Consider the following 15,685-nt stretch of genomic DNA (forward strand, 5'->3'; position numbering starts at 1 on the left):
AAATTGACGTCATCTCACCCGACTTGTACACTGGAAAGCAGTTGCTTTAGCGGGTAAGGAGATGTGTCATGCTATGACATGGTTAATTTTACTAATTACAGGATTTTTAGTTGGGCTACTGGTTATCTCAACCGGTGGCGGTGGAGCAGCCATTTATCTTGGCCTGCTCACGACCGTCTTTCATTTAGCTCCCGGTTCGGCAGCGGCCACCTCACTGTTCACAGCGTTTCCATCCCTCCTAGTCGGCGCTTACGGGCACTACCGCACCGGTCAGATCCATTTTAAAGTCGGCAATCAAATGCTGATTGCGGCCATTCCGGCAACTATCGTAGGTGCCCTGATTTCCCCCGACATCCCAATCAAGCTGTACACTTGGCTGGTCGCCATTATCTTATTCTTACTGGGGGTCCAGATCCTAGTCAAACGGTTCAGTCATCGCCAGAGCAAGCCCATCCACCATCAGGGCCTGCAAGCCGCCTGTTACGGTGTGCTCAGTGGTCTGATGGTCGGCGTTGCCGGTCTATCCGGTGGTGGCCCAATCATTGCCGGCCTGCTGGTTCTCGGTCTCGATATGATTCCAGCCGCAGCTACCTCGGCCTACGTGTTAGTTGGGACGACCCTGATTGGCCTGATCTTCCACATGTCGGCCAATAATGTCAACTGGAGCATCGGTGTTAGTCTGATGATTGGCGCAATGCTGGGAGCCTTCTGTGCGCCCCGCCTCCTGATGCACGCAGACCCGCAGAAGCTAAACGCCTACCTCAAGCCCTTTATGGGCGTACTGATCATCTTCATGGCCTTAAAAATGGTCTTCTAAAACTTAACCTAATCACGACTAAAAACGCCAACCAGCGAACGCTGATTGACGTTTTTTAATCCTTAGATTTAGTCGCGACGCTTCTTAATCATGACGGCGCCCAACGTTCCCAACAGACTAGCTAAGAGTGCTGCCCCAACGGCTGGTGCCCAGTTATTCTGGGCTTCACCCGTTTGTGGCAAGCCACCCAAGTCGGCCAGGATTCGGTTCTTCAGTGCCTGAAGCTGAGCAACTCGTTGTGCATTGCCTTGAGCCTTAGCCGCTACAATGGCTTGGTCAACCCGCTGTAACAGAGCTTCTTCACTCGCATGCGCTGCGGATGGTGTCTCTGCTTCATCGGCAATCAAATCGTCCCAGTAGTCCTCGACCACTTCATCCTCGGCGTAGTTTGGATGCTCATGTTCATAGGTCAGGTCCTCTTCGCCTTCCTCGCCCTCTTCACCAGGTTCTTCGGTATCGGGGTCAACAATGTTAGGTTCCTCAGTTCCTGGCGTTTCGGTATTTGGTTCCTCAACGTCTGGCCCTTCAATGTTTGGCAATTCCACATCGATACCGGGGTGAATTGGCTTTTCAAATTCTTCCTCTTCGTTATCACCGTTACCTTGCAGATCCCACCGGTGAGTTTCCGCCTTAACGATGACCTTGTCGGCAATGATGTTCCCATCAATGTTTTGGTTGGCGACAATCGTTGCGGACGGTGCCAACATACTACCTTGGAATGCCGCATTGACGTTGATTTCACCACCGTACTGCTTGTCACTAGCGGTGCTGTCGTAGAAGTTCCACAGTAAGTGATTGTCCCCGAAGTCTTCTGTTTCGTGGTTGTTCCGGTCACTACCATCGCTGTAGACGATCTTGATCTGCGAGTTGATGTCATAATCTGCCTGGCCACCCGTGTCCACGTTAATGATCACGGTATTCCCATCAGCGTCCGGTGATAAGCCCTTGATGGTCAGTGGCCGATCCTTTTGTAAAACATCTGGCGACAGGTTGATGACGATTTGACCGTTGGCATTTGGCGTCATATCACTGATGTCGATGACCCGGTTATTTTCATCCGCAAAGTCACTGTTGCTATAGCTAACCTCGCTAGCCTTATTTGCCAGAGATTCATTCAACGTCTTCAGCTTAGCAAATTCGGCATCGAAGTCGATATACGTCTGGCCATTCTGGTCTTGGTAAACTTCATCCGCCAAGAGGTGATCGATGTAGACACCGTTGACCATTGGTCGGTTGGGATTGCTGATATCAATGTTGATACCTTCCCCAAAGACCACTTTATTTTCACGGGTATTACCTTTAGAAACAAAGGAACTACCAGCAATATTGGTAAAGTTCTGTATGTAGGAAATATCCTTGTCGAGTAATTCTTCAATCACATTCGTCCCGAAGTTCACATTCCCAATCAGGTTTTGAACGGCAACGTTCCCGTTGGTATGGGCGTTCAATTCAGCTTCTCGGGCAAAAATATGGAAGACGGAAGAGACTCCTAACAGGTTATCCAAATCTGGATAGTCATCGTAGACGGTTCCACCGGCTTGAATTTCGGCTTCTGACAAAGGTTCAAGCGCCGTGGTCGTGGCTGGCAGATACTTGTCTTGAGCCTTTTCAACCAAAGCGTTGACCTTTTCACGTAGTTTGGCGTTAGCTAAATCCGTCGAAAGGCGCTCCTGAGAGGTCATCAGGCGTTTGTTAATGTCTGCTGTATTCGCCTTGTGCGCCATTTTATAAAGATTCTTTTTAGACGTTCTTACTTTCTTTGGATGCTTATTATTAGACGTCGTGGTTCCGGAAGCATTGTTGTCTCCCTGATGTTGACCATCAGTCTCAGTGGTCGTCTCAGCTGTGGAGACCAGTGTGCTTTCTGACTGGTTCTGCTTCGACCCACCATTATCGCTAGTGCTGTTGCTACTAGTGCTAATGCTTTCGCTGCTACTGTTACTGCTACTATTAGCACTACTATTACCGCTGACACCACTACTGCTACTCTCAGCAGACCCCACGATGCTAGAAGAGACTGAGCTACTACTGCTACTCTCGGTTGCCGAAGCGTTGGCCGTCACCATGCCGCCACCCCCAATGGCAAGCATCACTGCGCAGGCGAAGACCCACTTACGACCGTCTTTGTACATCTTAAAATGCGTTCGTTTCGTTTCCATATCGACAAAATCCCTACCTTTCACTATAAGACTCCATCCCTATTTTCGTCCTCTCCGGGGGAACATTCAACGTTATTTTGAAATTATTTTTTAATTTAACAAATTAACTCTTATGTAGTTTAACGAGATAATATTATCGTTAGATTGTTAGTTCGGCGAACCAGTCATACAGCATGGTTTCACAAAATTAACGGTTATTTTGAAATTTTGTGAGACCAAATCACCATTTTTTACATTGGTATTAGTAGTGGGCAACCTAAAACGGCCCCGACCGTTGGTTGTCGGAGCCGTTGGCTAACTATACTTTAAAAAGTTAAGTCCTTAATCGCGCCGCCGTCCAAAGCTAGTGCCGCCGCTTGCGATTCAAGACAAAACCGGTCAGTGCACCACCGAGCAGTAAGGCTAAGCCAGCCCATGGTGACATGGTAGCCTCGTCGGTCTGTGGCAAGGTAGCCGACACATCCGTAGCCACCTGTTGCTGAGTAGCTCGCTGAGTCGTTGCCGTTGTGGCCTTTGCATTCAGCTTCACCGCCCCAGCACGTTTGCTCGTCGACTTCTGAGCTTGCTTACCAGGGGCAATCCGATCAGCATCCCCACCAGTCACGGCATCACCTGCGTCATCAACTACTGGCGTGTCAGGATCGATAAGGTCCCCATCGCCCCCGGTGCTCACAGCCTGATAGGTGAAAGTGACGGTCTGCCCTGCCGCGGTGTAGGTGCCACTCGCGACGTCGTTACCGACCAATTGATAACCCGGCAACTTCTGGGCGTTGATGGTAAAAGCGTCGCCAACATTGCCAGATTGTTGCGTCTGGCTGATGACCTTCCCATCCTGATCGACATTGACGATAGTGACGGTTCCGGTGGTAACGCCCGGATCTGGTGTCCCCGGATTACCAGGATCAACTGGCTTTTCATTTTCAAGCTTGAAGGTAATGTAGGCACTGTACCCCCACAGCGCGCCATAACTCTGGTTAATGATGTGGACGGTATAGGTTCCGTCTGGCACATCATCCTTCGCGGTAAACATCAGCGCTACCTTGTTGCCAGAAATGCGTTGAACGCTGAACCAATCCGTGGCATCTTCAGCGGTGGTGGCCCAAGCTGCAATATCTTCGGTTGGCAGATTAGGGTCAAGGTCGCCATACGCAATGGTCACGCCACTAGCCAATGCGGCCGTCCAGGTTCCTTCGTTATCATCAATCTGACCGGTGCTCAGCCCGTACGACACGCAAAAACCGCCGCACCACTTTTCGTCGTGTGACGGTTCACCAGTAATTAGCACAAATTATTTCATCTTTCGTTTAATCCCCAGTAGGCTGTACAGTGTCGTCAACAGAGCAATTCCCCAGAGAGCTGAGGTCTGGCGCTCACCAGTCTGTGGCAACTCGGTGGCCGCGTTGTCACTACCACTTGCAGGGCTGGCTGCGTTTAAAGGACTAATACTCCCCGTAATTGGATTTGGTGTGGGCTGTGGACCAGCCTGACTCTCAACCAAGTTGCCCAGGCCACCTTGATTAATCACATCATTCTCCGGATGGATCAGGTCACCAGACCCACCACCTGAAATCACGGTGTCCCCAGTATCCGTATCGCCATCCCCAGGTGCAGTCGGCGCGGGCTGACCAGTTGTCCCACCATCACCGTCAGTCCCAGATTCAACGGCTTCATAAATATAAGTGACTGTCGTATCGCTATCCCCAAACTTACCGCTAGCATTGGCCGGCGTGACCACCAGTTTATAACCGGTAGGCGTGGCTGGCTGAGTCGTATAGCTTTCGCCAGGCTTACCCGTCAGTACTTGATCCGCAGCCACCTGCTTGCCCGACGCCGTCTGGTGATGAACCGTTACATTTGTCTGCTTTGTGGGCACTGTTGGTGGCGTTGTAGGTGGTGTTGTAGGTGGTGTTGTAGGTGGTGTTGTAGGTTCCGTTGGTGGCGTCACTACCGGTGGTTTAACCGGATCGCTCTTTTTGGCATAAACGTAAATAACGTCCGTAGGTTTCTCACCGTACTTACCCGTCGCATTTGCCGGCGTCTTCAACAGGGTGTAGCCGTCTATTTCCTTTGCCGTAGTGGTGTAATCTTCCCCAATCAGTTTCTCCGGTAAAACTTCGTCGTCAGCTAATGACTTACCGGCCTCATCTTGGAAATGGACTGTGACGCTGGCGGCCGACGTAGAAATCGCATAAGGCTGAATGACCGCAAAATTATAAATTCCCTTATCTGATAAATTGCTCCCCATGAGGTAATATTTATCAGGCAGAACATCAATACTCGTCCAATCATTAGGCGGATCTTGAACACCAGGCTTCTGATCATGAATCCCAGTAAAGTTAAGTCCCCCTTGACCATCAGGCGTACCAACGCCTCCGGTATAATAAAGACGATAAACTGGACCATTAGATGGACTATTAAACACCGGAACCGCTGTTCCTGGCCTAGTGGATAACGGGACCACCTTACCGTTAATATCGATACACTGAATCTGCAGATGGCCCTTCCTGTCTTCACTATTAACCATCACTGGATCGAGCATAATCAGTTGCCCCATAGACGTGAATGTTTCATAGTTTTTGCCCTTCAAAGGAGAAAAATCGCGAATGTGGTTAAACTCTAGCCGCATATCCGTAACCTTCTTTAAATTCGCTAATGGCGTCACATCTTCGATTCGATTATAATCGAGCGAGACTAATTGTAGATTTTGTAAATTCGCTAATGGCGTCACGTCTACAATGTCGCCATAAAACGCGCCAGGTTCATAATTCCGCGTAGCTCCCATCATAATGACGGTCAGATTAGTTGCATATTGCAGCCCTTCTAGAGAAAACTCGGTTTTACCGTCAATGTACGTATCGTATCCGTCTTCACCCAAAGCATAAAATTTTTTCAATAATTTCATATCTTCTTGCGTAATATCCGCTACACTATTCCATTTTTTACTATTATCCAGCTTTCTTAAGTGAATCAAAACCAACTTCTGTAGCGTCTTATTAGGCATCCACTGATCAATGGTGCCTGTGTCCTTAGTTGCCTTGAGCGTCTTAGCTTTCGTAACGTCACTCTTATCTCGTGCAAGCCTAGGCAACTTGTCACTCGCCCTCAGCTCAGTCCTTGCAGGGGCTTCAGTCGTTGTCGCCGCCTGAAGCGGTTGAGCAGTCGCGTCACCTTCTTCCTTGTGTGCTATCTTCCCACCGGATGACGCGGCGTTGCCAGCTAAAATTGGCTCAGCCACCGACTCCCCTACGATTGGCGTTGATACGCCTGATTCTTCTATTACTGCTGGAGCTTGCTGATCCTTTTGATTTTCCGAATACTTGGCGGTCGTCGTTGAAGCGACCTTCTGATTCAAAACCGTAGGCGCTTTCATTTTAACGTTTGATTCTAGCGTCTCGCGCGTTGCCCCCTGTTCATCTGCTTGGGCCGTCACACCACTGAGCGCAAACAACAGGGTGCCACTCATAATTCCGGCGATTACCCACGTCTTCCCCTTTTTGTACATCTTGTAATGCGTTTTGGTCTGCATGTGCTGGTTCATCACTCATCTCTCCTCTAACAAGCCAAGTATCGATTCGTTTGAAAACTTGATATGGAACGGGAACTGTTCATTCAAAATACCGTTTCCAACACAAATTAGTATAGTAAACCCAAGTACGCCATAGGCTCTTTACTTAAAATCCAAAGCTAATGCTTCCACTTGTGAATTTTCACAAAGTGATCCCTAATAAGATTCATTAGTGCACGTTAAAATTGGGCAAAATATAATTTTTCAAATAAAAAAAGCCAGTCATTTCTGACTAACTCTACGCTATACCTACGCCTATTCTTCCTGATCTTTCCGGCGCCGCCGATAGGCCAAGAAGAACCAAAGCCCAATGATCACACCAACGATGAGCCACCAGAACAACAGTGACTGCCAGATGTAATGCTTGTGAAATGCCGTATGTTTTGGCGTAACCACCTTAGCTGCAGCATCACCATGATGTTGTGCCTCGGCTGTCTGCTTCTGCCTGGAAACTTGCCGTTGGGATACGGACGACGGTCGGACTACTTTAGAGTCACAACCCGTTATTTTCCGAAAAAAAAAGAGGCCCTCACTTAGAGGCCTCTCCTTCAAACTTCATTACCGATCTTTCCGCCGAGACTTAAATCCTAGGAATCCAAGGACGCTTAGTAATAGCGCCACGCCCCAGGCCGGAGACACTGTCCGTTCATCAGTCTGCGGTAGGGTTGTCGCAGTTTGACCATCTGGTTTTACTGCTAGCTGTTGTGGCGATTGGCTAGCTGTTCCAGTCGGATGACCACTGATCTGGTCACCCTGACTACCTGTTGACGTATCCGGCCGATCAACAGTCACTTGGCCATCATCAGCATCTTCACCATCGGGCTCATCAACATCCGGCTCGGTCGTTATCCCGTCACCGTCACCAGAATCCTCGATTTCCGCATAGATATAAGTGACCGTATCATCACTGGTTCCAAACGTTCCGGAGGCATTACCTGGCGTTGATACAAGGACATACTTCGTTCCATCTACGGTAGCTGGTGAAGTCGTATAGGTCTCCCCAGTTTTCCCAGTCAGCAGCTGGTCAGCCGCTACTTTGACCCCATCAGCCGTTTGGAACTGAACGGTAATCGTGACAGTGACATCAGGCTGTGGATCAACTGGTGGCGTGACCGTACCGCCATCCTTCTTGTAGACGAAGGTCACCGTGATAGCCTTGTCGCCAAACGTCCCACTGGCATTGGTAGGCGTCTTAGTCAGCGTGTACCCTTCAAAACTTTCTGCCTCAGCCGCATAACTTTCACCAACCATACCGGTCAACGTCACCGGTGCCTTCAAGGCCGTTCCTTTCTCATCCACGTAATTTACTGTGACCGGTTCGGCTTCATCGGCCATCACGTATGGCGTAAACAGGTTGATTACCCGACCCGAGTTGCTATCAATATAGGTCGAAGTCAGGAAGTACGTGTACGCGTTAGGGTAAGCATCGTAGCCGGCAAACGGACTGGTCGTTGGTCCAGGCATTATCTGATCAACGATATTGGTGTAAACCAGTTGGTCACCCACCGGCTTTGAAGTCCCACCATTGTAGTAGACCTTGGCCTGCGGGTGATCATGGATTCCTATCGGAAAGATCGGAATTCCGGTCCGATCACCACCCACGCTTGCCGTCAAGGTAACCCCTTGGGGCGCCTTCATCGGATTGGTCATCGTATAAGTCCGGGTCTTTTTATTCACGTAGACCACTGATTGTTCGACGACCTGAGCATCGTAATTAAAGGTTTTTGTGTATTGTGACGCCTTCAGCGAAGATAAATCGGCAATACAGTTATTCCCAATTTGCAACTTGTTAACCTTAGTCAAACCAGCAATGGGACTAATATCGGAAATTCGATTATTTCCCAACTGAATTGAAACTAGGTTTTCCAAATGCCGCAACGGACTAATATCCACAATGTCGCCACGAAAAGCGTTGTTATGAATATTCAAACTGTTATAGAGGTCTAAATCAACTAGATTTGTCGCATATTGCAGCCCCGCCAATGAAAATTCAGTCTTCCCATCAATATAGAGGGACACACCAAATGCCTGCGCACTCAGCGATTTCAGCAGCAACATGTCTTCCTGAGTCACGTCCTTCGCGCTGGCCCAGGTGCGATCCTTATTGTCCCGCTTTAATTGTTGCCACACCAAATCCTGCAGCGTCTCGTTAGGCATCCACTGATCAATATCCGCCTTGACTTGCGGTGTCGCCTTAACCGTCAAAGCGACTGGCGCTGCAGCTCGGGCGGATTTAGGCAACGCTTGAGCCGTATCCGCTGGTGGTGGCGTAATCGCTGGCGTCTCCGTGATTTCAGCTGGTGCTGCCGGCGGTGACGTTGGTTCACTAGTTGCCGGGTTTACTGATCCGTTTGTGTTAGCGTTTTCATTTCCAGGCACTTCAACTATGCTATCCTCGATATCTTCAGTCCCTGTAGTCGTAACGTCCGTGACCGGTTCTACCGGCACATCGGGGGTTACTTCGGTTGTCATTGGCTGGTCGTTGGCCGTGGTTCTTAGTGTTACCTCCTGTGATTGAGGGTTTGCCTCAGTTGTTGCTAGACGACTCGCGTCCGTGTCAGTAGCTGTATCCGCATGGGCAGCCACTGATTGCGTCCCCAGTAAACCCAATCCCAGACTGGCTGTGATCACACCAGTGTAGAGCCAAGTTTTACCGTGTTGGGGGGTATGCCGTGAGTTAGTCATTGTTGCTCCTCCTTAATGATTGCTCAGCTAAAGTATCCCGCATTCATCTTCAATTTTAGATTTACACATCCCACCAGAAGTACGACCCCTTTGGTACCCTCATTATAACCAGAATTATCAGAAATAGCTAGGATATACACGTGAAAGTTCACAGGTAGATATATTGCTTGATTTGTCTAATGTTATTCTTCATCCCTAAGAGTTTTCCTTTTATAGCAAGTGATAAGCCGTTCTGCATCTCCATAATCATATGTTATCTCATCAAAAATACTAAAGTTACATAATTTCAAATGTGGAAAAGTCATCACAAAAAAATACTACCAGCTACGGTAGTATTCTTCAAAATTAAATTGCTAAAACGCTACTTGATCCAAGCCTGCAACCCAGCAGCTAGTAAGCCCCCTAAGAGTGGCCCAAACATCGGTACCCACGCATAATTCCATTCAGCGGAACTCTTGTTAGGAACGGGTAAGATGGTGTAAGCCAGACGCGGACTCCAGTCACGCGCGGGGTTGATGGCGAATCCAGTGGTACTCCCCAAACCCATCCCAATGGTCATAATCAGAATCCCAACGATGAACGGCTTGAGTCCCTGCGTAAAGTCGCCCATATTCAAAAGGATAAAGATGAACGCCCACGTTGCCACAACTTCGGAGATGAAATTAAACAAGGGATTCTTGATGGCTGGCCGAGTCGCGAAGATACCGACGCTGTTCCCGGCCGCTTCATCTGGCGTTGCTTTGAAATGCGGATAGAACTGAAGGATGGCAATGGCAGCGCCTACAAAAGCGCCCAAGAACTGCCCAGCTATGTATGGCAACACGTCTGCCCACGGGAAGAAACCAAACGCGGCAAAACCAATCGTGACCGCAGGATTCAAATGCCCATCGGAACCAAGCATCCCAGCCACGTAAACGCCCATGGTCACAGCCATCCCCCACGCAATACTAACAAATGTCCAGTCACTGCCCGTTGCGTAAGACTTTTTGAGGTTGATTCCGGCACCCGTCCCGGTCCCCAACAGGATCAGAATCAGGGTTCCGAAGAACTCGCCTATAAATCCATTCATAAAATGACACCCACCTTGTTATAATTTCGCAATAATTTTTCAGACTATTCATAGTCTACCATAACTCGGAAACAAAGGGGCGCTTGATTTGCAGCCCCCCAAGCCAATATTACTATTTCAATAAAATCATCCAACCCTTGTAATATTACATTAGTCGGCAAAAGCGTAATGCCAATAATATTGGGGCGTAACCATCCTGTAAAACTTCTAGGTTATCTTAGAAGGTGTACTTAAGCGATGACAATTTTACATAAGGGATGGATAACAATCATGCATATGAAACAAATTGGACTGGCAATTGCCTTTGCTGCTGCCCTGGTTCCCGCAATCAGTTTAGGCACGACAACGGCGCAAGCCAACAGCACGAACACAATCGTTAGCACTAGTAAAATGACCGATACGTCCTACGTTCGCAAGAGCGCGACCGGTTGGACTTACAACCTGGGTGGCACTGCCAGCAACATGACCTTCGGCAAGAAGACCCACTACCTAAAGAATTACCCCAACACAACTTGGCACGCCACCAAGAAGCGTTACATCATCAAGAAGAACGGCGTGAAGTACCTCTACTACTACGTCACGAATGGGCGTAAAACGGCGTCCGGTTGGATCTGGCACGGCTACCTGCAAAAGAAGAGTTACGCCCACACCACAACCGCCAACGCTGCAACGGCCGGTAACGGTACCTACGCTTCCATTTATAAGCAGGCCCGAAACTACTTGGGTAAGCCTTACGTATACGGTGCCAACGGTCCCAGCGCGTTTGACTGTTCCGGCTTCACAAAGTACGTCTACAGCAAGGCCATTGGCCAAACGCTTCCTCGTACGGCACAACAGCAATACGATGCCTACACCCACGTGAGCGCTAAGAATGCGCAACCTGGCGACCTGATTTTCTTCGGGACCAGTACCAACAACATCACGCACTGTGGGATCTACCTGGGTAACAATAAAATGATTGATGCCCAATTACGCGGTGTCGTGACTGAAGCCACCAACGTTTCCTGGTGGCACACGGTTGGCTACTCTCGCCCAGCAACGTTAAGTTAATGACAGTTTTGAAAGCCGCGATGTGAGTCGCGACTTTTTTGATTTTAAAAGACATCTCTCTTCATGCGCAAGTTCTTCTATTCTTTCAAAGATTAGAGTTGCTTTTTTAGACGTCCCCAATTTGTGATACCCATTATCACTCCGAAAAAGATTCCACCCAGAACGGAACCCTTGATGTTACCTAATGAAACTAATTGCTGGACAAAATTATCACCATCGAAGAACCAGTTGAGCAGAGCTTTTAAAAGGTACGTGAAGACTGCAAAGTAAATAGCTTGTCCCAAAGCTGATTTCAAAACGTGCCCCCACGCCATTGGCATGTCATTGGCGTCAACTTCATTGTCTGTAAGGTGCGCACGATGACAAGCTATTGCGAGATAGGGACAAACGACTACCCCGAAAAAAATTGAATTGAATAAGATGATACCGAGAAGTGCGTATTCAGGCGAAGTAGTTGCCCAAAAAATGGCGATGAGTGGTGGTAATAACAGCGCAGGTATGCACATCAATAGTGCATTAGTCCCAATACGATTAACTTCCTGACGTTTATATTCGTCAAAATCCCCCGAAATATTGAAAAAGTGTTTTACAACTCGATCACGTAACGTTATCCCTTTTTTCATAATAATCACTCCTCCCAAAACAAATGGTTCAAATCCGTATTAAGGGCCTTCGCTAACCGTATACATAGATCAAGTGACGGATTATATTTATCATTTTCGACTAAGTTAATGGTCTGACGGGCAACAGCCACCTGTTTGGCAAGTTGATACTGAGTTAAACCAGCAACTTTCCGAAATTCTCTGACACGATTCACGCAGGTCACCTCTTTTTAAATGTTAGATATATATGACATTTTTAGTATAGAAGCGTGTTATCCATATGTCAACTATATATGACTTTTTGCAAAAATCTAAAAACAACCCCTTACTAATTACGCGTGAGATGTAATCAATTCAGTAATTTCTCTGCCAGAACGTCATAACAAGCATATTCATGGCTGAATAAAGCCTTTGAAAACTGCACAAAAAAGCTGCCACTCAATTGAGTAGCAGCCTTTATTTACGCGTTCATTACTATGCTGGTGAGACATCCAGATTCTTGTTGCCACCGTTTAAGATTCTGAAGAAACTAGCCAGTTCCTTCTTCCGGTATGCAGCAGGAACAAATTCCCGGATGGTTTCCAAATCGAAGCCAGTCGCTAACTTATTGCGGTCAACGACAATCGGATTCTTTAAGATCCCTGGGTTCTTTTGCAAGAGGTCCACGAGCTCATTCATCCCCATGTCTTGCACGGAGTCGGGTAAAGCCTTGTAGGCCTTCGAACGGGTAGAGATCAGGTCGTCAGTCCCATCTTCGGTCAGGGACAACATGTATAGAATTTCATCACGTGTTAAAGGTTGTTTTTTAATGTCACGAGCAGTAAAGATGGCGTCGTGGTTAGCAAGCCACTTCATGGCCTTCGTTACCGCAGTAGTCTTAGCATGAAAGTACATTTTAATCATAGAATCGCCCTCCAATTATCTTCTCTTCGATGAGGTACCAGATTTAGCACTCTTTTGTTGGAGTGCTAATTTATATTTTCATTGTACACCACAATGAGAAATGATGAAACCCATTACCCTCAGCTAAGCTCACCTTTTAATAATTTCGCAAGAATCTTGCAAACCGGTGATTTACCAGCAATCCCATTACATCGGGCTTACAGTAACCTTACCAAGATAATCCAACCTTTTTAGGATAGAAAAATGAAATTTTTATGAATTTGTTAGGGCTTACATTTTTTGAGCCCTCATGAAAGCCTCACGCGTCCTTTTGGTCCAGATTTCTTAAAGGTTGGAAACAGTGTACCATTTTTCATTAATAAAAGTCCTTGATTTGAATCAAAAAAATAAAAAATCCCTCAAGCGGGTGATCGATCCAATCGACCACTAACTTGAAGGATTCATCGTCTATTCAGTTTTCAGATTGCTTCGTACTTTAACTAAAAGCCAGTGCTCGCGTCCATAGTCCATTATCCATTTGGTAATAAGTTGAGACATTACCATTTGAATCTGTCCGCTTCACACGGTGTGTAATCGTAATTGTCCGTTCAGAAAGGTCAGACGTTGTCCCCTTCTGTTTAGCCAACAGAGGATCATTATATGGTCGCGTATACACGGGATAAACTCTCGTCAACGTTACATCAGTATTGTACTTCTCAACCTTGAAGGTATCAAACTGCAGAGCACCTTTACGAATCCAGTACTTCTTAGCATTGGCGCTCTTGCTAAACCGGATTCGATACCATTTACCGGTATCCGCAGTTGCACGCATATCAATGTAGACCCGGCTCTTCTTATTCTTCTTCCAGTTGAACTTGAGAATGTTCCAGTTCTTATGACCACGAACATGGTTATAAACCGAGTAGTCCGTGTAATTCTTACTGAGTTGCGCGTGTTGCGTTGCTAACCCATTGTAATACTTTTCATTTTTGTTAGTCTGCTTACGCTTCTTCAGTTTTTGTGAAGTTGCGTTGCTAACACTAGCATTCGTAATGGTTTGTTGTGCAGTAACATTTTCCTTAATTGCTTTAGCTTTTTTAATCTTGTTTTGTGCAATGTTGATAGTATCCAAGTCCAACGCGAAGTTGCTATTCACAAATGGCACCTTAGTCTGTTGACTCGTCGCTTGATTACCAGTAATCGACACATCAGTCATTGGATTATCCTTATTGCTCGTATCAAGATAAACATACTGCTTCGTTGGATTAACATTGGTAAAGGTATTGTCTTCAATGTTCAAATTGGTCATCTTATAGTTTGGCTCTGCATTGTATAAGTAAATATAATTTCCAGAACCGAGAACCCGTTGATTAATAAACTTGTTCCCAGTAATCCATAAGTTTGACACATTCTTAAAATGAATTGTCGCCACACCATCTGCCATTAACGGCTTAGGATCGACCACAGTATTGTCGGTAAAATGAACGTCATGAATCACGCCTGCTTTACCATCGTTATAGATAGCATGTTCACCGATTGGGTTAGGGGCATAAGAAATAACACGCCCAGACGCCTTCGAAACAGGCAAGAATTGGTTGTTGTCAACGTTTACATCATACGTTGGGAGATTGTCGTACTGATCGCCAGGATTCTTATAAGACATTGCTTTGGCGTTCGAATAGTCGACTTGAATTGCTTCTTTAAAGTCCTTTGATCCATTGAAACCCGTGAAGACGGAGTTGGTGATGTCGATATCATGACTCCCGTCGAGGTCAATGTAGTGGCCAGTTGGTGACTCGGCGTTATCGAAGACACACTTGTCAAACGAAATATTTGTCGCGTGGTGGACACTCTGAGTGAAGACGCTTTGGCCCATTTCAGTATTGTCCCCTTGGAACGTGGCACCTTCCCACTTGACGTTACTGATTCCGCCATCGTAACCCGCTTCGGGACTTGGATAAACAAAGTTCACCCGGTTGCCTGAAGTGATCCGGAAGACGGCACCTTTGTCAAATTTGAACGTGATGTTTGAGTGTAATTTGATATTCCCCGCATCAAACACGTAGGTGCCCTTCGGCACATGCACCGTGAGATCATCGCTGTCCCACTTGTCTAACATATCTTGCAAAGCCTCATTGTTCGCCGTCTTGGCATCACCAATCATTCCTTGATGCTTGGCATTGATTGTCGTCGCCGCCTGGGCTACAACGGTATTGCTTACTTGTGGTGTTCCAGGAACACCGCCCAGTCCTAGGACGGTTGCCCCCATTGCAACCGTGGCCAGCAACCCGAGTTTTACCCGTAATTTCAAAAAATCCCCTCCAGTTCCAAATTCTTCCAACAGTTCCATTATAGCTAAGACATTAAAGCGTTGGGTCATCTTAACCAAATTGTCACACGATTGAAAGATTCTAGTCGTAAAGGGGATTTCTTTTTCAATTGTAAATTAAGTTAAATTTATTACATTAATTTGGCAATATCGTCATGCAAACCGTTCAGGCGTTTAACTACTTGGCCGCGAACAGACGTGTAGACCTTAACACCATCTGGGGTTAGTTTCAGATTGTGTTGACGACGGTCAACCGTTGAAGCGATACTTTCAATTAAACCAGCCCGTAATAACCGTGAGATTTGACCGGAGATCATTGACTTGGAAACACCGATTTGGCCAGCAAATCGCGTTGGGGTAAATTCTTCACGCTGAGTCGTGATAGCATGTAACAGGTTGAATTGTTCCAAGGAAATCGTGATTTCCTCCGTTTTAATCGTTGTTACTGGCCGCATAATCTTTTGGAGTTGGGAAAACCATTCCAAGGATTGGTTTAATTCGTTAGTTTGCGTCATTTTTTGCTTTCT

General features: G+C 47.0%; 13 protein-coding genes. 2 read left to right on the forward strand and 11 right to left on the reverse strand.

The genetic code is table 11. The annotated features are described in order from the left end of the window. Positions 1-73: 73 nt before the first annotated feature. Positions 74-817, forward strand: a complete 744-nt coding sequence (locus ACEPSU_RS10785) for a sulfite exporter TauE/SafE family protein (protein WP_395321567.1) — start codon at positions 74-76, stop codon at positions 815-817. A 68-nt stretch (positions 818-885) separates the two neighbouring features. Here ACEPSU_RS10785 and ACEPSU_RS10790 read toward each other — a convergent pair whose 3' ends face one another. The 6 genes from ACEPSU_RS10790 to ACEPSU_RS10815 all read right to left on the reverse strand — a co-directional run bounded on the left by ACEPSU_RS10790 (position 886) and on the right by ACEPSU_RS10815 (position 10,295). Continuing rightward, positions 886-2,976: a collagen-binding domain-containing protein gene (locus tag ACEPSU_RS10790; RefSeq protein ID WP_395321569.1), complete on the reverse strand. Its 2,091-nt coding sequence runs from the start codon at positions 2,974-2,976 to the stop codon at positions 886-888. Between the two features lie 343 nt (positions 2,977-3,319). Beyond that, the gene (locus tag ACEPSU_RS10795; protein WP_395321571.1) at positions 3,320-4,207 is read right to left on the reverse strand and encodes a MucBP domain-containing protein; all 888 of its coding nucleotides are present in this window, start codon (positions 4,205-4,207) and stop codon (positions 3,320-3,322) included. 57 nt (positions 4,208-4,264) lie between these two features. After that, on the reverse strand, positions 4,265-6,514 hold the full coding sequence (locus tag ACEPSU_RS10800) for a MucBP domain-containing protein (protein ID WP_395321573.1): 2,250 nt from the start codon (positions 6,512-6,514) through the stop codon (positions 4,265-4,267). 282 nt (positions 6,515-6,796) lie between these two features. Further along, the gene (locus ACEPSU_RS10805; protein WP_395321575.1) at positions 6,797-6,937 is read right to left on the reverse strand and encodes a hypothetical protein; all 141 of its coding nucleotides are present in this window, start codon (positions 6,935-6,937) and stop codon (positions 6,797-6,799) included. A 162-nt stretch (positions 6,938-7,099) separates the two neighbouring features. Continuing rightward, entirely contained in the window at positions 7,100-9,226 is a 2,127-nt protein-coding gene (locus ACEPSU_RS10810; RefSeq protein ID WP_395321577.1) for a MucBP domain-containing protein, read from the reverse strand. 361 nt (positions 9,227-9,587) lie between these two features. Next, positions 9,588-10,295, reverse strand: coding sequence for an MIP/aquaporin family protein (locus ACEPSU_RS10815; RefSeq protein ID WP_395321579.1), 708 nt, complete (start codon positions 10,293-10,295; stop codon positions 9,588-9,590). Positions 10,296-10,565: 270 nt separating this feature from the next. Here ACEPSU_RS10815 and ACEPSU_RS10820 point away from each other — a divergent pair, with 270 nt between their 5' ends. Beyond that, entirely contained in the window at positions 10,566-11,345 is a 780-nt protein-coding gene (locus ACEPSU_RS10820) for a C40 family peptidase (protein ID WP_395321581.1), read from the forward strand. Positions 11,346-11,437: 92 nt separating this feature from the next. Here ACEPSU_RS10820 and ACEPSU_RS10825 read toward each other — a convergent pair whose 3' ends face one another. The 5 genes from ACEPSU_RS10825 to ACEPSU_RS10845 all read right to left on the reverse strand — a co-directional run bounded on the left by ACEPSU_RS10825 (position 11,438) and on the right by ACEPSU_RS10845 (position 15,673). Then, complete coding sequence (locus ACEPSU_RS10825) at positions 11,438-11,968, reverse strand: DUF3278 domain-containing protein (protein WP_260338672.1); 531 nt, start codon at positions 11,966-11,968, stop codon at positions 11,438-11,440. A 5-nt stretch (positions 11,969-11,973) separates the two neighbouring features. Next, a complete protein-coding gene (locus tag ACEPSU_RS10830; RefSeq protein ID WP_020088699.1) occupies positions 11,974-12,162 on the reverse strand; it encodes a helix-turn-helix transcriptional regulator in 189 nt (62 codons plus the stop codon). 259 nt (positions 12,163-12,421) lie between these two features. Beyond that, positions 12,422-12,850 carry a Spx/MgsR family RNA polymerase-binding regulatory protein gene (locus ACEPSU_RS10835; RefSeq protein ID WP_020088698.1) on the reverse strand — a complete coding sequence of 143 codons (429 nt, stop codon included), beginning with the start codon at positions 12,848-12,850 and terminating at the stop codon, positions 12,422-12,424. 475 nt (positions 12,851-13,325) lie between these two features. Further along, entirely contained in the window at positions 13,326-15,140 is a 1,815-nt protein-coding gene (locus ACEPSU_RS10840; RefSeq protein ID WP_395321584.1) for an N-acetylmuramoyl-L-alanine amidase, read from the reverse strand. 149 nt (positions 15,141-15,289) lie between these two features. Beyond that, entirely contained in the window at positions 15,290-15,673 is a 384-nt protein-coding gene (locus ACEPSU_RS10845) for a MarR family winged helix-turn-helix transcriptional regulator (RefSeq protein ID WP_020088696.1), read from the reverse strand. Between the last annotated feature and the right edge of the window lie 12 nt (positions 15,674-15,685).

Origin of the sequence: Levilactobacillus parabrevis, assembly GCF_044051715.1 — a bacterium.
GTDB lineage: Bacteria > Bacillota > Bacilli > Lactobacillales > Lactobacillaceae > Levilactobacillus > Levilactobacillus parabrevis.